The organism is Paenibacillus cremeus (assembly GCF_007786445.1).
GTDB classification, from domain to species: domain Bacteria; phylum Bacillota; class Bacilli; order Paenibacillales; family NBRC-103111; genus Paenibacillus_G; species Paenibacillus_G cremeus.
In genome coordinates this window covers 1-18,953 of sequence record NZ_VNJI01000068.1, presented here as the reverse complement: position 1 = coordinate 18,953, position 18,953 = coordinate 1, and the positions used below count along the sequence as shown (strand labels likewise).

The 18,953-nt window shown below is 56.7% G+C and carries 11 protein-coding genes, 2 riboswitches and 1 other annotated feature; all 11 genes read left to right on the top strand.

Features of this window, described 5'->3' with window-relative positions; genetic code table 11:
* The first annotated feature begins 1 nt into the window (after position 1).
* Positions 2–787, top strand: coding sequence for an ABC transporter permease (locus FPZ49_RS31975; protein ID WP_144854403.1), 786 nt, complete (start codon positions 2–4; stop codon positions 785–787).
* 25 nt (positions 788–812) lie between these two features.
* Complete coding sequence (gene bcp, locus FPZ49_RS31970) at positions 813–1,280, top strand: thioredoxin-dependent thiol peroxidase (RefSeq protein WP_144854402.1); 468 nt, start codon at positions 813–815, stop codon at positions 1,278–1,280.
* 183 nt (positions 1,281–1,463) lie between these two features.
* Positions 1,464–1,562, top strand: a riboswitch (cyclic di-GMP riboswitch).
* A 73-nt stretch (positions 1,563–1,635) separates the two neighbouring features.
* On the top strand, positions 1,636–4,110 hold the full coding sequence (locus FPZ49_RS31965; protein WP_186446226.1) for a bifunctional diguanylate cyclase/phosphodiesterase: 2,475 nt from the start codon (positions 1,636–1,638) through the stop codon (positions 4,108–4,110).
* Positions 4,111–4,222: 112 nt separating this feature from the next.
* A complete protein-coding gene (locus tag FPZ49_RS31960; RefSeq protein ID WP_144854400.1) occupies positions 4,223–5,644 on the top strand; it encodes a polysaccharide deacetylase in 1,422 nt (473 codons plus the stop codon).
* Positions 5,645–5,782: 138 nt separating this feature from the next.
* Positions 5,783–6,757, top strand: coding sequence for an AAA family ATPase (locus FPZ49_RS31955; RefSeq protein WP_144854399.1), 975 nt, complete (start codon positions 5,783–5,785; stop codon positions 6,755–6,757).
* A 13-nt stretch (positions 6,758–6,770) separates the two neighbouring features.
* Positions 6,771–7,976: a DUF58 domain-containing protein gene (locus tag FPZ49_RS31950; protein ID WP_186446225.1), complete on the top strand. Its 1,206-nt coding sequence runs from the start codon at positions 6,771–6,773 to the stop codon at positions 7,974–7,976.
* Entirely contained in the window at positions 7,957–10,413 is a 2,457-nt protein-coding gene (locus tag FPZ49_RS31945) for a transglutaminase-like domain-containing protein (RefSeq protein ID WP_186446224.1), read from the top strand. The genes FPZ49_RS31950 and FPZ49_RS31945 overlap by 20 nt, the downstream gene beginning before the upstream one ends.
* 360 nt (positions 10,414–10,773) lie before the next feature.
* Positions 10,774–12,312: a glutamine-hydrolyzing GMP synthase gene (guaA, locus tag FPZ49_RS31940; protein WP_144854396.1), complete on the top strand. Its 1,539-nt coding sequence runs from the start codon at positions 10,774–10,776 to the stop codon at positions 12,310–12,312.
* 303 nt (positions 12,313–12,615) lie between these two features.
* A riboswitch (purine riboswitch) is annotated at positions 12,616–12,715 on the top strand.
* A gap of 105 nt (positions 12,716–12,820) precedes the next feature.
* A complete protein-coding gene (locus FPZ49_RS31935) occupies positions 12,821–14,236 on the top strand; it encodes an NCS2 family permease (RefSeq protein WP_144854395.1) in 1,416 nt (471 codons plus the stop codon).
* A gap of 507 nt (positions 14,237–14,743) precedes the next feature.
* Positions 14,744–15,041: a binding site (T-box leader), on the top strand.
* 66 nt (positions 15,042–15,107) lie between these two features.
* Positions 15,108–16,679 (top strand): 2-isopropylmalate synthase, encoded by a 1,572-nt coding sequence (locus FPZ49_RS31930; protein WP_144854394.1) that lies wholly within the window; start codon positions 15,108–15,110, stop codon positions 16,677–16,679.
* A gap of 492 nt (positions 16,680–17,171) precedes the next feature.
* Positions 17,172–18,953 (top strand): hypothetical protein (locus tag FPZ49_RS31925; protein WP_144854393.1); only part of this gene is annotated, 1,782 nt, incomplete at its 3' end.

Here is an 18,953-nt window from a genome sequence, read left to right as displayed (position 1 = left end):
GATGTTTTATGCGGGATTGATTGTCGATTACTTGAAAAATTACATGAAAACACGTCTGACGTACCGCTCGGACTTTTGGATTGAAATCTTGTCCGATCTGCTGTTCAATGGGCTGAACCTGTTCTTCATCCTGGTGGTGTTCCAACACACATCGGCGATCGGCAATTGGAATGAGCAGCAGATTTTGTTCATCTATGGCTATTTTATGGTGGCCTACGGCTTGTTTATTACTTTTTTCAACCTGTGGGGGTTCAGCGAACGATACATCGTCAAAGGGGAAATGGACCGCATTCTCACGCGGCCGGCTTATAATCTGATCCAGCTGATGCTGGAAAATATGGATCCGTCGTCGCTGTTCAGCGCCTTAGTCGGCTTCCTGATTATGGCCGCCTCCTGGTCGCAGCTGGGCCTGAGCCTCATGTGGTACGATCCGCTGGTTTTCCTGCTGCTGGTGCTGGGGTCGATCATGATCTATGGCGGCGTGTACATTTTCTTCACCTCGCTGTCCTTCTTCTCCGATGCGCCGACAGGCATTCTCGCGCTGCTGTGGAACCTGCAAAACTACGGCCGTTATCCGGTTACGATTTACAATCGGATTTTGAATTTGATGCTGACATGGGTGCTGCCGTTCGGCTTTGTCGGCTTCTACCCGGCTTCGTACTTCCTCGATCGGGCGAACTGGGGGAGCTTCGCGCTTCTTACGCCAGCTGTGGGGCTAGTCTCGTTGACGCTCGCGCTGATGGTTTGGAACTATGGAGTGAAACGGTACCGTGGAGCGGGGTCGTAGTCGAAAAAGGGAGGGAGAGTCCAGTATGACAGCTATTGAAGTAGGGCGGAAGGCGCCTGATTTTACCCTTGAGTCTTCCGGTGGGAAGCAAGTAGCGCTCAAGCAATTCCGTGGCAAAAAGGTCGTTATCTATTTTTACCCGGCCGATAATACGCCGACCTGTACGACCCAGGCGTGCGAGTTTCGAGATTACAATGGGCAGTTTGCGGAATGGAACACCGAGGTGATCGGCATCAGCCCCGACGACCTGCGGTCCCATGATAAATTTGCCGCTAAATATGAGCTGCCTTTCCTGCTGCTGTCCGATCCCGATCACGCCGTATGCGAGCTGTACGACGTGTGGCGGCTGAAGAAGCTGTACGGGAAGGAATACATGGGCGTTGTCCGCTCGACGTTCCTCATTGATGAGCAGGGGAAGCTGGCGGCCGAATGGCGCAATATTCGCATTAAAGGACATGTCGATAAGGTGCTGGAGGCTGTAAAACAATTGTAAAGCAATGTAGAAAAAAGTCCGCCGCTGTGGCCATGCTGCAGTAGTTGGGCTTTTTTTCGTTATCCCGACAGAAAATGACAGACTGCGAAAGGTTACATATGTATAATGACCTATGTACTTGTCATAATTATCCAATATATAATTAGTCCTAGGAAATTTTTTTGTGACAGTAGAACTTTTATCACTTGTCAAAGGCAAACCATGGGAAACGATGGGACGCAAAGCCATGGCCTAAGGCATTGGATCGCAGAGATCACATGCTATGGTCGTCAGGTTACCGGGTATAAGGAAATCTATCCTTTATTCGGGGTAGATTTTTTTTCATTTATAGATCATGGAAAATGAGGGGACAAGCATGAATCATGAAGACTGGGCAGCGATGTACAATCAGAATTTACTCGCGATTTCCTTCTTGATTGCCGTGATTGCCTCCTATACGGTGCTGGATGTTTCCAGACGGGTCAGCCTGTCGAGGGGCTGGAAGCGCAGTGCATGGCTCACTGGCGGCGCTTGTGCGATGGGGATCGGCATCTGGGCCATGCACTTTATAGCGATGCTGGCTTATCATCCCTCCTCGCTCAGCGTCACGTATAGCGTCCTTATGGTAGCGCTTTCCGTCTTGGTGGCTATCGCTGCATCTCTTGGTGGCCTAGTGGTCGCCTGCCGCCCGGACATTACAATGAAGCAGCTCACGGTCGGCGGTACGCTTGTGGGGTTTGCCATCAGCGGAATGCATTATATCGGGATGGCCGCCATGGACAATGTAACGATTCGGTATGAGCCCTCGCTCTTCACCTTATCCATCGTGATCGCTGTCGGCGCATCGATCGCTGCGCTGATGCTCTCCTTTCGGTTTCGCGTGCATGTGAGCAGGTTCGGCAAAATGCTGAAGCTGGGGAGCGGTGTCATTATGGGCACGGCGATTACCGGGATGCACTACACCGGTATGGCGGCCGCGCACATTGTCCCGGTTTCATCGGAGATGACCCATTCAGATGCCGCCTACCAGGGGAATTATTTTCTGCTAGCGGTTCTGATTGCCGCGGGAACGATTGTGGTGCTGGCGCTCGCATTGTTCAGCGCCTACTTTGCCGACCAACGGTTGGCGGAGCAGATCGCGCTGAAAGGGTCGATCCTGGAATCGGCCATGGACTGCATTGTTATGCTGGATGCCCGAGGGAATATTCTTGAGTTTAATCCGGTCGCGGAAGAAACGTTCGGGTATTCGCAGCGGGAGGTGATCGGCAGGAATATGACGGAGCTCATCATTCCGCCCCCGCTGCGGCAGGAATACACGGATCGGCTGAATCAGTATTTGAAGTCGGGTGATGGAAAGCTGCTGGGCAACCGGTACGAAACGATGGCCATGCGCGCGGACGGCTCCGAGTTTCCGATCGAGCTGACGGTCACACGGATCAAGAAAGCAGGAGCGCCGATTCTGACCACGTATCTACGAGATATCACCGAGCGGAGGCTGGCCGACGAAACGATCATGCAAATGGCTTACTATGACCCGCTAACGGAGCTGCCCAATCGGAATTTGTTCATGCAAATGGTAGCCCAAGTGCTGCAGCAGGCGAGGCAAACCCAGCAGACGGTTTCCGTAATGTTTATCGACCTGGACCGGTTTAAATATATTAACGATACGCTCGGTCATTACGTTGGCGACAGCTTGCTGCAAGCGGTGGCTCAGCTGCTGCAGCGCTGTATGCGGAAGACGGATATCGTCTCCCGACTGGGCGGGGATGAATTTATTGCGCTGCTTCCGAATACAGGTCGCCAAGGGGCGGCCATGCTGGCCCAGCGCATTATCGACCAGATGAAGCAGCCGATGGTGATCGATAAGCATCACTTATTTATTACGCCGAGCATCGGGCTGACGGTGTATCCGGAGGATGCGTTTGATGTGGACAGCCTGGTCAAAAATGCCGACCTGGCCATGTACGCGTCGAAAGAGACAGGGAAAAATGTCTACACGTTTTTCGACCCCCGCATGAATATGGTAAATTCGCGAAAGCTCGAGCTGGAGCAAGGGCTGCGCAAGGCGCTGGAGCAGCAGGAGTTCGACTTGTATTACCAGCCCAAGATTCACATCCGAACGAGAAAAATCATAGGGATGGAGGCGCTGATCCGCTGGCAGCATCCGGAGCTGGGATGGGTTTCCCCGGGGGAGTTTATTCCGATTGCCGAAGAGACAGGGCTCATCTTCTCGATTGGCGAGTGGATTATGCGCATGGCCTGCATGCAAAATAAAGCCTGGCAGAGCCAAGGGTACCCTCCCGTGCGCATGGCCGTCAATTTATCGCTGCGGCAGTTCAACCAAGAGCATTTTGTGAGCGGATTGGCGCAGATTTTAGCGGAGACGGGGCTGGATGCCCGCTGGCTGGAGCTTGAAATTACAGAGAGCATTGCGATTCGGAATGAAAAATATGTGATCAACCGGCTGCAAGCGATTAAAGAGCTGGGCGTTTCGATATCCATTGACGATTTTGGCACAGGCTATTCCTCCTTAAGCTATTTGAAAAAATTCCCGATCGATACGCTTAAAATCGACCGTGCCTTCGTCCGGGACATCGCGAAATCTTCGGACGATACGGCCATTGTGCAGGCGATCATCGCCATGGCGCACAGCTTGAAGCTGCGCGTCCTTGCGGAGGGCGTGGAGACCAAGGAGCAATTGGCCTTCTTAAGGCGCCACGCATGTGACGAAGCGCAAGGCTACTTGTTCAGCCGGCCGGTACCGGCCGATGGCATGGAGAAGCTGCTTAGTCGCCGAATCCCGCTGAAGGGCGAGCGTGCGGCGAAGCCAAGCGTTTCTGTGCAACCCTAGAATAAGGCTCCATGCCCCGATCGAGGCTGGAGCTTTTGTTGTCATACATTACCTGCTGCTCCCATATAGTCTAGTAAACCAAAATCATAGATTATGCGGAGGGAATGCCCCGATGATGAACGGACAACAGGGTGGCCTGCAGAGGGCTTGGAAGAAAGCTGTAACTTGGGTATGCTGCATTCCTCTCCTAGGCATAACAGCGCTCCCGGGTATGGCCTGGGCAGGGACTGCAGGGGAGGACGATCCGGAGGCCGTATTCGCTGCAATGAAAGCGGGAAAGCACGTGGAGCTGGACAAAAGCTATACGACGCCGGTGAAGCCCACGGTTTATTTGACCTTCGACGACGGGCCCAGCAAGCTGACGCCTCAGGTGCTTGATATTCTGAAAGCGGAAGAGGTGAAGGGGACGTTTTTTGTGCTGGGGCAGCAGGTGGAGGCGCAGCCGGACATTGCCGCGCGCATTGTGAATGAGGGGCATGCTATCGGCAATCATAGCTATAACCATGTGTATAATGAGCTGTATTCGGATTTCAGTGTGTTTTGGAAGCAAATTCAGCGTACCGAAAACATAATCAACGCGGCCACCGGCGTGACTCCACGGCTGCTTCGGGCCCCGGGCGGCACATCCGGTAATTTTGATCCATTCTATTTCTACTTTTTGGATCAAGCCGGCTATGAGGTTCACGATTGGAATATTGATAGCGGCGATTCTACGAAAGTTGGCGTGCCAGCATCTGAAATCTATCAGACAGTCCAAAAAGGCCCCTTCCGGCATGAGGTGATTGTGCTGATGCATGATAGTAGCGGTCACGGCGAATCGGTGAAAGCGCTACCGAAGATCATCCGGCTATTTAAGGAGAGGGGCTACGACTTTGCTTCCCTCACGCCGGAGGTGAAGCCGGTGCATGGGTCGAACGGCAAGCCGAAATGGTCACGCTCCTTGAGCCGGTCTTCGTTCAATCAATTTGCGGCGGCGGCGGCGGAGCATCGGCAGGTCTGGGCGCCTCAGCAAGAAGCTGCGCCCGAGCCGGAAGCGCCGCCCGCCCCTCCGACACCGGCACCAGAAGACATCGGGCCGGAGCAGCTATCCGTGCGGATGAACGAATCTGCCTCATCCCTCGAGCTTTCCAAGGGCCAGTTTCTGTTTCACGGCAACTCCTTCTATGTCCCGCTGCGGCCGTTTGTTGAAGCGATGGGCGCGAAGGTGGAGTGGGTCGGTGACCAGCGCATTGCTCGGGTGACGTATGGTCTGTATACGGCGGAGTATGACCTAGGAAAGCAGGAGCTTCGCCTTTTGCAGCCGCGAGGCTCCGCGCTGTTGGGACCTGTCGTTACGACTGTTCCGCTGCCCGGCATGCAGCTGAAGGAAGGCACGATCTACGTTCCGCTCAGGCAGACGGTGGAGCTGTTCGGTCATACGGTCACCGGTTATGAAGCGGGGGAGGGCTCCTCAGCAGCGGTCGTGACCATTCAGCTCCAGGGATCGCTAGGCCTGCAATCAATCAGCGGCCTCTTTAAGCGCTTTGACCAGTAAAGAGAGGCAAACCGTCTCGCAAGTCTAAAACCTCCGAAATCCGTCCATACTAGAGTTAATAGAGTTCAAGACTATGATTCTAGTACGGCCGCGGCGGGTTCTTCCGGCTGCCGCCGGAAATCAAGGAGGATGTCATTCATGCCTATGGCCTCATATTTAAGCGATCAGCCGCAGGCCGTACTCGAGCGTATTGTGTATCAGGTGGAGAAGGTCATTGTCGGGAAGCGGGAGGTGATCCGGAAGCTGCTCGTTGCGCTGCTCTGCGGCGGTCACGTGCTGCTCGAGGACGTACCTGGCGTCGGCAAAACGATGCTCGTCCGGGCGCTGGCCCGTACGATTGACGGCAGCTTTAAGCGTATTCAGTGCACCGCCGATTTGCTGCCCTCGGATTTGACCGGCGTGTCGATCTATAACCAGCACACCGGCGCCTTCGAGTTTCGCCCCGGACCGCTGATGGCACATATTGTGCTGGCCGATGAACTGAACCGCACGTCGCCGCGCACCCAAGCCGCTATGCTCGAAGCGATGGAGGAGCGGAAAGTGACGGTCGACGGAACGACGTATCCGCTGCCGGAGCCGTTCTTTATTTTGGCCACGCAAAACCCGGTCGATTTCGAAGGTACCTTTCAGCTGCCTGAAGCGCAGCTTGACCGCTTTTTGCTGAAGCTGCGCCTGGGCTACCCCCAGCCGCAGGAGGAAATTGAAATGCTGAATCGGATGGAGGACGCCTTCCCGCTGGCTCAAGTGCGGACGGTGGTGCTGCAGGAGGAGTTTACGGCGCTGCAAAAGGAAGCTCGCGCCATTCATGTCGATGATGCGATTAAGCAATACATTGTTCAGCTGATTACGGCTACGCGCCAGCACCCGGACGTAGCGCTTGGAGCCAGCCCACGGGCCACCGTCGCGCTAATGCGGGCGGCGCAAGCGCAGGCCTTGCTGCAGGGGCGTAGCTATGTGATCCCGGATGATGTGAAGGAGCTAGCCTTGCCGGTTCTGGCTCACCGCCTCATGCTCCAGACTGCCGCAGCGATGGCCGGACGGGACGCGGAAGCGATCGTGACCGCGGTCGTTGGCCTCGTGCCTATCCCTGCCCGGCGTCATGCTGCGGGCTAAGGGGGGGCGAGCCATGCGTAACGTCGTCGGGATCGTCGGTTTGCTTGGCCTTTGCACAGCGTCCGGGGTGTGGGCACTGGAGCGGGGCGGGCGAACGGCTTGGTTTTTGTTGTTTAGTCTGACTTTTTTGTCCGTTTATGCTCTATTGGCTTATGTTATGCTGCGACGCGGGCTTCAAGAGATCGGTGTGTCGGAGCAGGGATTGCAAGGACCCACGCAGGGATTTGTGGGCGACTCCCTTCCGCTTCCCGTTCGGCTTCCAGGGGTGTTTCGCTTCGTTCCGGGCGCCGTACTCCAGTGGGAGGAGGTGTGGGTGCACCAAGGTACGGGGGAACGCGTGGTGATCCGGGAGCTGCTTCCCGCGCAAGGGCAAGGGGAAGAGGTCATCCGGCTGATGGGATTGAACCGGGGGCTGTATGTGCACGAGGCGCGAACCGTGAGCGCCTCCGACGCCTTTGGCCTCCTGCGGCTCACGCGCCGCAGCGGGGCGGGCGGGGCCCTTTGGGTGCTGCCCCGCCCGCAGCCTTCGGCGGCCGTGCCGCCGGCGTGGGCCTCCGTGCCGCAGGTGAGCGGCACGCGGCCGTATGCGCCCGGGGATCCGCTGCGCTGGATCCACTGGCGCACCAGCGCGCGCACGGGCGAGCTGCGCGCGAAAGTGCTGGAGCAGCCTGCCGAAGGGCGGCAGCTCGTGGTGCTCGACGCGGCCGGAGCCGGGGGCAGCGCGGGAGCCGCCCTGTGGGCGGATCCTGCGCTGACGGCGGCGGTGGAGGCCGCGGCCGGGCTGGCCCAGCGAGGGCTCGAGCTGGGCGCGCGGGTGCGGCTGGCCGTCGCGGACGGCCAGGGGAGCGCCGCCGAGGCGCAGGGGCGCGGGCGCCTGCCCGAGCTGCTGCGGCTGCTGGCGGCGGTGCCGTGCGGCGGGAGCCGCCCCGAGGCCTTCGCCGAGCTCGCGCAGCGCGAAGGGCGGCAGGCCGCGGGGGCGGCCGTGACGCTCGTCACGGCGCGGGCCGACACGCAGCTGCCGGCGGCGTTGCGCGGGCTGCCGCGGGGCGCCGCGCACGTGCTCTTCGTGCCCGGACCCGGCGGCGCGGCGCTGCCCGAGTCCTGGCACGGCTGGCGGCGGCAGCTCGAGGCGCTCGGCTGCCGGGTGACGGTGCTGGCGGCAGAAGCAACTGCCGCATCGCAGCGGGGAGGTGATGGCCATGCCGCCAGCAGTGGTTGACCGTCACCCCGCACGCTTGGCGGCGGATGCGCTCCTCAGCACGCTCTTGCTCCTGCTGCTGCTGGAGTGGCTGTATCCGCTCCGCGAGCTGGCGAACGTCACGGAAGTGTATGCGATCGGGCCCTTTGTGATCGCGTTTGCCTTATTCGTGCTCGTCGATATGTTCCGCTGGAACGGATGGATCATCTGGCCAGCCAAGCTGGCGGGCATCATCGCCGTGACGGCTTGGCTGCATAACGGACAGGCCATCCCTTCAATGCTATGGTGGAGGGAGTGGGGCGCACAGCTCATGACGGATGCGATCGCGGGACTACAAGGGAATGTCGCGGGATGGGAACCGGCGACGCGCACCCTTCTTTTTCTGGCCGGCTGGGCGTTTTTTATTTCCGTGGTCCAATCGTTCATCCTGGAGCGGCGCTCGGTATTGTGGTTTATCTTGATGACGTTTGGATTTCTGACCTTGGTCCAATGGGTCTTTGCGGTCAACACCTTCTTGGCGATGGTGAGAGCGCTCGGCATCGGCATGCTGCTTCAGGCCATGCTGTGGCAAGCAGAAGAGCGCCGCTGGGCGGCGGAGGCGGGAGGGACCGCAGCGAGTGCGGCTTCCAAACAGGAGCAGCCGCTGCCGCGGTGTATCCCTTATTTGCTGCTGACCGCTGTTTGCATTGGTATGGGCGGGCTCGGGGCTTGGCTGCACCCGGGCGATATGAAAGCGATGGATTGGTCCAAGGCGATTGCGGCGTTCGAGACGCGGTTTCATAGTGAGGACTGGCTGGATCACGAGTCGGCCCGAATGACGGGCACCAGCTGGGGGACTACCGGCTATGGCTCGGATGACAGCCTGCTCGGCCGGCCGCTTCGCGCAGACGACAGTCCGGCGTTTACGGCCGTTACCTCAGAGCTTACCTATTGGCGGGGAGAGAGCAAGAGCGAATACACCGGCAAAGGCTGGACGCAAGCGGACACCCCTTTAGTGCAAAATGTATCCGATGCCGCCATGGCCTCCAACACATCGCGTAACCCAGCGACAAGGCTCGTCACTCAAGAGGTAACGCTGCAGTCTGGAAGGCTGGGGAGGCAGCTATTTGCCGGAGGCGAATTGTCTCGCGTGGTCTCGCTGCAAGCGGTAAGCGGCCAATCGATCCCTTCGGATTGGGTATGGAAGCAGGCTTGGGCGGATCGGTACACCCTTCCGGCACTCACCGACCCGCTGTCGAAATACAAGGTAGAGGCTCTCCTCGTAACCGACCGGTCGCAGCTGGCCTCGGATGCAGGGGCTCCGCTTGCCCAGGACATTCAGGAGCGCTACCTGCAGCTGCCTGGATCGCTGCCGGATCGCGTCATCCAACTGGCCAAGTCCATCACCGGGGATGCGCCTACCTCGTATGCCAAAGCGGTGGCGATTGAGCGCTATTTGCGCGAGCACTACGCCTACAGCTTGGAGGGCAGCCGTCCGCCGGGGCCGCAGGAGGACCTGGTGGACCGTTTCTTATTCGACCAAAAGGTCGGCTACTGCGATCATTTTTCCTCCGCCATGGTCGTGCTGCTTCGGGCGGTAGGCGTGCCAGCTCGCTGGGTCAAGGGATTCGCGCCGGGCGAGGTGGTATCGGTGGCTTCGGCACAAACGGCAGCGCTTCCTTCAGAGGAAGGGGATGGGAACGCTCTAATGTATACCGTGCAGGTACGTCAATCCGATGCGCATGCATGGGCGGAGGTATATTTTCCTTCCGCAGGATGGGTTCCGTTTGAGCCAACGCCCGGCTTCTCCGAAGCGAGATCCGGGACGCCCGGTCAGCTGGACGTCATTACAGCAGCGGCCGCATCTCAAGCGGATGCTGAGGATGCGCAGCCCGCGCAAGGGCCGCTCCATCAAGCCTGGGGCTGGTTAAGTGATCACCTGCAGGCGGCAGTCCAACAGGGGCAGTCCCTCTTTGGGGGTGCACTTCGGGATGTATCCACAGCAGCCGGCAAGCTGCAGCACACCATCCACAGCTTCGTTTCCACAGCCGCTGCTTGGCGTTTGCCGGAGTTATCCCTGTGGATGGAGGTGGCGCTTCTCATCGGCTGGCTGCTCCCTCTGCTGCTGATCTTGGCTCCTCGCTTGCGGAGGAGGATTTTCACGGATGCCGACCGGCCGTCGTCCTCGGCCAAGAGCGCGCTTCCTCTGAGGCGCCGCCGCGCGAACGTGCACCACTTCAGCGAGCGCCTGTGGCGCCGCACGCAGCGCACCTACGGGCGCGCCGCGCCGGCCCAAACGCTGCGCGAGTACGCCAGCTCGCGCCAGCTCCGCAGCGACGCGCAGCGGACTGCGCTGAAGCAGCTGATCGAGCTGCTGGAAGCCGTGCGCTACGACAAGCCGGAGCGGCCCGCGGCATCGATTACGCGCCACACCCTGGAAGCAGCGTGGCAGCGCTTGAAGCAAAGCAAAAGCCTGTAGCCATTCATCGGCCGCAGGCTTTTCCCTATTCCAGTCTCTTCGCCTCCCCCTCGCCTGTCCCTCTCTTTTCCTAGTTTTCCGCTCTTCGCGCCCGCTCGGTTCCCCTCCCCCCTTTTATCACACCCCTTCATCCACAAATCCCCAAACCTCATTCTATCCCCCACAGTTATCCCACCTTTGCACAACCAGGATTCAACCGTCAGTTATCCACTATCCACAGATGCGGTTTTGACACGTCGCCGCCATATCATTCGACACTTTTCCCCAGGATTCTTCTCAGGCATTGCCCTTTGTCCTGCCTAAGCTTATAATATATGTCATTATACGTTTGAACGAAGAATCAGGAGGAAGCAAATTACCATGGATAAGCCGAATGAAATCATCGTGGTGCTAGACTTTGGAGGCCAGTACAACCAGCTGATCGCGCGCCGTATTCGTGACTTGGGCGTGTACAGCGAGCTGCTGCCATTCAACACCCCGGTGGAAAAGATTAAAGCCTTGCAGCCAAAAGGGATCGTATTCTCCGGAGGTCCAGCCAGCGTATATGGCGAAAATTCTCCGCTAGTCGATCCAGCGGTGTATGATTTGAACGTGCCGATTTTCGGCATTTGCTACGGCATGCAGATGATGGCGCATCAGCTGCAAGGGAAGGTGGAGCGGGCGTCGAAGCGGGAATATGGCAAGGCTGAGGTCGAGTTTGTCGATGCGTGCGGCTTGGTGCACGGGCTGGACAAAAAGCAAACCGTCTGGATGAGCCACAGCGACCTCGTTGTCGAGCCGCCTGCTGGCTTCGTGGTGGATGCGGGGACGGAGCATGCTCCCATCGCGGCGATGAGCCACCCGGATAGAAAAATGTTCGCCGTGCAGTTCCATCCGGAAGTGCGCCACTCGGTCTACGGCAACGAAATGATCCGCAACTTTCTGTACAACGTGTGCGGCTGCGAAGGCACTTGGAGCATGGAAACGTTCATTGAGGACACGATTCGGGATATCCGCAATCAAGTGGGCGACCAAAAGGTGCTTTGCGCACTCAGCGGCGGCGTAGACTCCTCCGTTGTTGCGATGCTGATTCATAAAGCGATCGGCAATCAGCTTACTTGTATGTTTATCGACCATGGTCTGCTGCGTAAGGGCGAAGCAGATAGTGTCATGGAAACCTTCGTAGGCAAGTTCGACATGAAGGTGGTCAAAATCGACGCTCGCGAGCGGTTCCTCGGCAAGCTGGCCGGAGTGGACGATCCGGAGCAAAAACGGAAAATCATCGGTAACGAATTTATCTACGTGTTTGAAGAAGAATCGGCGAAATTTGACGATTTTGCTTTCTTGGCCCAAGGCACGTTATATACAGATATCGTGGAAAGCGGTACAGCTACAGCGCAAACGATCAAATCGCACCACAACGTCGGCGGGCTGCCGGAGGATATGAAATTCAAGCTCGTGGAGCCGCTGAAGGCGCTGTTTAAGGACGAAGTGCGTAAGGTGGGCGAGGAGTGCGGATTGCCGGCGGAGATTGTGTGGCGTCAGCCGTTCCCAGGACCAGGCCTGGCGATTCGTGTACTCGGCGAGGTAACAGAAGACAAGCTGCAAATCGTACGCGATTCCGATGCAATCCTGCGTGAAGAGATTGCCAAGGCTGGTCTTGACCGCGAAATTTGGCAGTACTTCACGGCGCTGCCGAACATGAAGAGCGTCGGTGTAATGGGCGATGCCCGTACGTATTCGTACACTGTAGGTATTCGTGCGGTTACCTCCATCGACGGCATGACTGCCGACTGGGCGCGGATCCCTTGGGATGTGCTGGAGAAAATCTCCGTTCGTATCGTCAACGAAGTCGATAACGTCAACCGCGTGGTGTACGACATTACGTCCAAGCCGCCGGCGACGATTGAGTGGGAATAACCTTTTCAGATTCAGCCTGTTCTCTTACTTTAAGAGGACAGGCTGTTTTTTTGCGTACTTTTCTGGCGGGTATCCTGCCCGCGATTAAAAATGTAAATCAATCATCATAACGGAAAAGCAGAGTGCATAGCCTTAGCCTATAGTATCGAACGAGCAAATTTCGCAAGGCCGACACCTCGGGTAGAAGACTCCTTTTCCATGTGGCTACCTTTTCCATTTTCCCGAACGTAATAATGAATAATTTATAATAATGTTCGGGAAAACTAATTGACAAGTTTCGACTCGACTACTAGAATAGGGAATGAAAACAACGGAATATCGTTTCGTATAATCTCGGGAATCGGCCCGAGAGTTTCTACAAGATCACCGTAATGATCTGGCTACGAGGCAAACAATAGATGGTTCACGGACTCAAGTTCGTGATATCTTCTTTTGCTTGTAGCCTGGGGGATTACGCGCCCGGGCTTTTTTCATTGTTTCCACAAACCATTTTGGAGGGGTTCAGGTAATGGATCGTTTTTTTAAGCTAAAGGAGAACGGGACAACCGTTCGTACCGAAGTCATGGCCGGTCTTACAACGTTCATGACGATGGCGTACATTTTGGCTGTAAATCCGAACGTGCTTAGCGCATTCGGCTCCGGGGCGACGGGGATGAATTGGACGGCGGTATTTATTGCTACGGCGATCGCGGCAGGGGTTATGACAATTGCTATGGGCCTGTTCGTAAACTTTCCGGTGGCTTTGGCACCAGGGATGGGGTTAAACGCTTATTTTGCAGCGGTGATCTTGTCTTCCCAAGGCAAGTTTACGTTTCAAATGGGGCTAACGGCGGTCTTTATTTCCGGGATTATCTTTATCGTTTTGACGGTCACCAAGGTGCGTCAAATGCTACTTGTAGCTGTTCCTGACAGCTTGAAGCATGCGATTACGGTCGGTATTGGTCTTTTTATCACGATCATTGGGCTAAAAAACAGCGGCTTGCTTACCGTAGCGGTAGAAGCGGCAAGTGATATTCCTAAAGGCAAGTACACCGATGTGGCGTTCTTTGAGACCGTGTTCCATATCGGCAGCTTGAAAGATGCGAATGTTGTTTTGTGTATCGTGGGTCTGATTTTGATCGCGATTTTGATGGTGCTGCGGGTGCGCGGCGCGATTTTGTTCGGTATTTTGCTGACGACGCTGGTTGGGGTATTCATGCACAACCCGGACGGCAGCCCGTTGGTTAACTTCGCTACTCTGTCCGGAGAAAAGACGACTTGGGTACCGGATTTGAGTCAAATGGCCTTTGGGCATTTTGATTTTGCAGGCGTGATGAATGCGGGGATTATCTCGGTTATTGCTACGTTTACGTTCGTGGAATTGTTCGATACGTTCGGTACGTTGGTTGGTACAGCTAACCGTGCCGGCTTGATGAAAAATAAAGAAGCAGGCCAAAAGCAAGTAGGTAAAGCGATGATGGTGGACGCGATCGGCGTTAGTGCCGGCGCATTGGTCGGTACGAGTACGGTTACGGCTTACATCGAGAGCGCTGCGGGTGTCGCAGAAGGCGGCCGCACAGGGTTGACGGCTGTGACGACTGGCGTATGCTTCTTGCTGGCTTTGTTCCTTGCTCCTATCGCGGCTCTGATTCCAGGCTCGGCTACGGCTGCAGCATTGATCATCGTAGGCGTGCTGATGATGCAATCGGTTCGTGAAATTGATTTTCAAGATATGGTGTATGCTATCCCTTCGTTCCTGACGATTGCCTTGATGCCTTTCACTTACAACATCGCTAACGGGATTTCGTTCGGGATCGTGACGTATGTAATCTTGGCTACCGTCGCGAAATTGGGCGGTAAAGGTCAATATCGTGTACACTGGCTGATGTGGATTTTGGCGATTCTGATTGTTCTTCGTTACGCTTTGATCGGCGGCGAAGGCTAAGCGAGATCGGGTTGCTAGCCCTGGTGTCCGACAAGCGTCGGGTGCTGGGGCTTTTATTTTAGTTTAAATTTTCAAAATTTTCTGACACGTGCATTGACTTTCCATTGGCTGCATACTATAATCACAAACAAATCTCCAAACGCAACGAACGGGAGCAGTAGCGGAAGGACCTGTTAAGAGAGCTGCGGGAATGGGGTTAGCTGACATCAAACCATGAATGTCAGTTAGCACCTAGGTGCGACGCAGTCAGGGAGCTCGGTGAACCTCGCCCGGGAGCGGCAAAGCTGAACGTTTGCGGTGTAGCGCTGCACCCTGCGATAAGCTTTGACGGATCGCCTCCGTGATCAGGCTTCGAGCGGGCTTCGCATGAGAAAGCCAACAAGAGTGGTACCGCGATAGGATCAGACCTGTCGTCTCTTCGGTTGAACTGGACTTTGGCATTAAGCTGGGGTCAGAGTGGGCAATCGATGGGGCGGCAGGTCTTTTTGGTATAGAACAATAGCATACTCAAACGCGATGAACGGGAGTAAGTAAAGCTTAAACCGGCTGTACAGAGAGCTGCGGGAATGCTGTAACTAACATCAATCCATAGATGTCAGTTAGCAGCGTAGGTGCGACGCAGTCAGCGGAAGGCTTGAATCTCGCCCGGAAGCGGCAGGACTGAAGCGTTGCAGCCATGCAGCGACGTAGGTCTCGACGGAAGCTCTCCGTGATCGGAGCTCGAGGTGGATTCCCACGAGCGTAATCGTTCGTGGGAATCAAGAAGAGTGGTACCGCGGCAAGCTTACAGCCTGTCGTCTCTTGTGACAACAAGAGATGGCGGGCTTTTTTACGTGGATGAAAAAATAAATAATTTTGGAGGATGACGACCATGGAACAAGGAAAACGTAAAATTCACATTTTTGATACGACCTTGAGAGACGGAGAGCAGGCGCCGGGCGCTTCACTGACACCGGAGCAAAAGCTGATTATTGCCAAGCAACTGGCCCACTTGGGCGTGGATACGATTGAGCCGGGCTTTCCGATTTCGAGTCCGGGCGATTATCAAGCAGTGCAGCGAATTTCACGCGAGGTGACGGGGGTGGAAATTTGCGGCTTTGCGAGAGCGGTAAAGGAGGATATCGACGCGGCCGTTCGGGCCACGCAGGATGCGGAGCGGCGCCGCCTGCATATGTTCTTGTCTTCGTCGAGCATCCACTTGGACTTTCAGCTGCGCAAATCTCGGAAGCAAGTGATCGGCATCGCGCGGCAGATGGTCGCGTACGCCAAACATTTTGTGGACCGAGTGGAGTTCTCGCCGATGGATGCGACCCGGACCGGGGACGAATTCCTGTATGAAGTGATTGAGGCCGTGATCGAGGAAGGGGCAACGATCATCAACATTCCGGATACCGTAGGCTATGCGATGCCGGATGAGTACGGAGCGATGTTCACCCGGGTGATGCAAAATGTTCGCGGTGGGCGTCAGGTGGAGTACAGCGCACACTGCCATAATGATCTGGGCCTTGCGGTGGCGAACAGCTTGGCGGCCGTTAGGGCGGGCGTCACCCACGTGGAGGTCACGGTTAACGGTGTCGGGGAACGGGCGGGCAATTGCTCGCTGGAGGAGCTGGTGATGGCCCTGGAGACCCGCAAGGAAACGATCGGCGTGGAAACGGGAATCCGGCCGGAGCAAATATATACGGTATCGCAAATGGTCAGCCGAGCGATGAACTTCCCGATTGCCTTCAACAAGCCGATTGTTGGACGGAATGCCTTCCAGCACGAGGCCGGGATACATCAGGACGGCTTGCTCAAAAACCGCAGCACCTACGAGATCATGGATCCGGAGCAGCTGGGCATCCCTCGAAGCATGATCATCTTAGGGAAGCATTCCGGCCGCCATGCGATCAAGCATCGCGTAAGCCAGTTTGGGGTCCAGCTGGATGAAGGGCAGATGGAGAGCTTTTACACCGCGTTTAAGGAGCTGGCCGATAAGCAAAAAGTGGTTCATGACCACCAGCTGCTGAAGCTGGTCGGCCAGACAGTGAACGAAGTGCTGGAGCCGTACACGTTGGTGTCTGCGCAGCTGGTGACCGGAAGCACGGGGCATCGGATGGCGTCCTGCACAATTCGGAACAACGCTTACGGGGAGGAATCCATGTTTGCAGGCACCGGGGAGGGGCCGATCGAAGCGGTTGTGGCAGGGATGAAGCAGGCGTTGCCGTTCGATGCGGAATTCGCCGATCTGGAGCTGTACTCGCTGTCGTCAGGAGAAGCTCCCAACGGGGAAGCCATTGTAACCGTGCGGGTGGCTGATCAAACGTACCGCGGAGTAGCAGTGGATCGCGACATCATCATGGCGGCGGCGTTCGCTTTTATGGCGGCCTGCAATCAAGCGGCAAGAGAGTGGCGTCCCGCGGTCGATGCTCAAGATCGACGGGTTGCTGTAGGGGAGAGCTAAAGATGGCTATTTCATAACAAGGGTCAAAAAGAGCTGTGGATAATAGTTATCCACAGCTCTTGTGCATAATGTGGGTAACTCGCAAAAAGCGCCGTAATATCAGGAATCACAAGGGTCAGTTGTTAGCCGCTCGGGTGGATAAGTTTCACACAGCCTGATTGTGGATAATGTGCATAACTCTGTGTATTTGTGAAAAAAGTCTTATGTTTCTAAGGAAATCGACATTTTTTTCTGGGGACAAGTTTGTGGATAATGTGGGTTTCCCGATTGGTTATACACAAATTGGATACGATGGTCGAATATGGGCAAAGTACGGTTAACAACTTCCCTCAGCATGGATGCAAGAATGAAGGGTGGAGGCGAAATCGTATGATTCGTTGTGGATGTATGCCGGACAGCTGCCGAGCCCAGATGTCGAAATGTATAAGAATAGTCGGAATATTGCTGCTGTTGTGGATATTTGGTTGTCGATCCTCAGCGGGGGCGGCGGTTTTGGGGATAACCGAGCCCTTTGATCCGGCAGTTATCCAGAGTGGAGGGACTGCTAACTCGCAAGTCATCCACAGCGTGGGAGAACAGCCGAACGTGACTGTGCTATCGATTCCTTATCTGTCTTTTGTCGAGCTGGAGCAGGGGGGAGCTGCTCAGCTGCCTGCTTTTGAACGATTGAAGGCGACCGGCGAATGGGCGGCCATGAATGTACGTGTCCCCTTTAAAGGGCTGGAGTCCGTCTACGCGACTTGGGGGGCCGGCCAAATGACGGATGCCCGCGGAGCGCAAGGCTGGAATGCCGGTGAGCGGCGAAATGGACAGCGAGGAGCGGCGATGCTGGAGCGGTTTTCAGGGGCTCAGGGAGAGGCCGGTCCTACTGCTGCTGCAGCTGTACTTGTCCCGGATATGGAATCCATTCGCGCGGCGAACGCGGCCGGTGTGTATTTGCCCGAACCAGGCCTGCTGGGGTCAACGCTGCAAGCGCAAGGGATTCGCATCGCTGTATGGAGCGATTTGGACCTGCCCGGCGGCGGGGGCGAGCACTACCGGCGGCCTGCCCCGCTGATGGTCATGAATGAACACGGCCTGGTGGAGCATGGGCGAGTCGGTGAGCGTCTTTTTATGGAACGCGCAGGAATGCCGTATGGTGTGCAAACCCGATATGACTGGCTGCTTGCGCAGTGGCAAAAAGAGCGCGGGGCTGCTGCAGCGGCGGGCTCCTTGCAGGTAATCGAGCTAGGGGATCTGTACCGGCTTTATGAGGAGAAGGCGCGGTATGCTCCGGATGCTTTTGTACAAACGAAGCGCTTGGTGCTTGAGCAATTAGATCTATTTCTGGGCGAGCTGATGCGAGCGATGGGTGAAGATTCGATGCGAGGTGTGCTGTGGCTGGTGAGTCCGCAGGTGCATACCGATGCGAAGCAGGAAAAAATGCTGCTGACCCCCGCGGTCCGATGGCTCCCGAATTCATCAGGCTCCAAATGGCTCACCTCGGAGACAACACGGCGTCTGGGCGTCATTGCGGCTGTGGATCTGGCGCCGTCGCTGCTGAGGGAATATGGACTTTCATCACCAAAGGAGATCATCGGCCGGCCGGTAATGGCGGCTCCTGCTAGCAGCGGGAGCGCGACGTTGGATGCTTTGTTAGTAGAGGTCCGGAACATGAGCAAAATTTATGCGCTGCGTCCTCCGATGCTTTACAGCTTGGCAGGCTATGAGATCGGCGCGATGCTGCTCGGTTTGACTTTCGCTTGGCGGCGGCGTCTGCGTTCACGTGGACAGCTGATGCTGGAGCAGGGAGCGGAGCGTTCGAGCGTCTGGTGGGGATTCGCGGTACGCGGGATGCTTTTCAGCGTGCTTTTGCTCCCCGCGCTGCTGCTAAGTATGGGGTGGCTTGTCGCTTGGAGCGTACCTTGGCTTGTTGGGTATGTTCTTGTCGGAGTGCTTGCTGGCGGCGCTATTGTCGCTTACGTCACTGGAGGGAGTGCTTCCCGGCTAATTGCCGCGCTCGGTTGGATTGGAGGTGTGGTCAGCGCCTTGATTATCGCTGATGGTCTGACGGGAGCCGAGGCGATGAAGCATTCCGTGCTCGGCTACGATGTTCTGATCGGGGCCCGATACTACGGCATCGGCAACGAATTTATGGGCGTGCTGCTCGGCGCCGCGGTGCTCGGCCTCAGCGCCGGCCTGCAGGCGCGCGCCCGCCGGCGGCCCGCGGCGGCTCGCGCGGCCCACCGTCTGGATAACCGTATTCAGCGTAAATCGAGCGAAGGGCATCGCTTT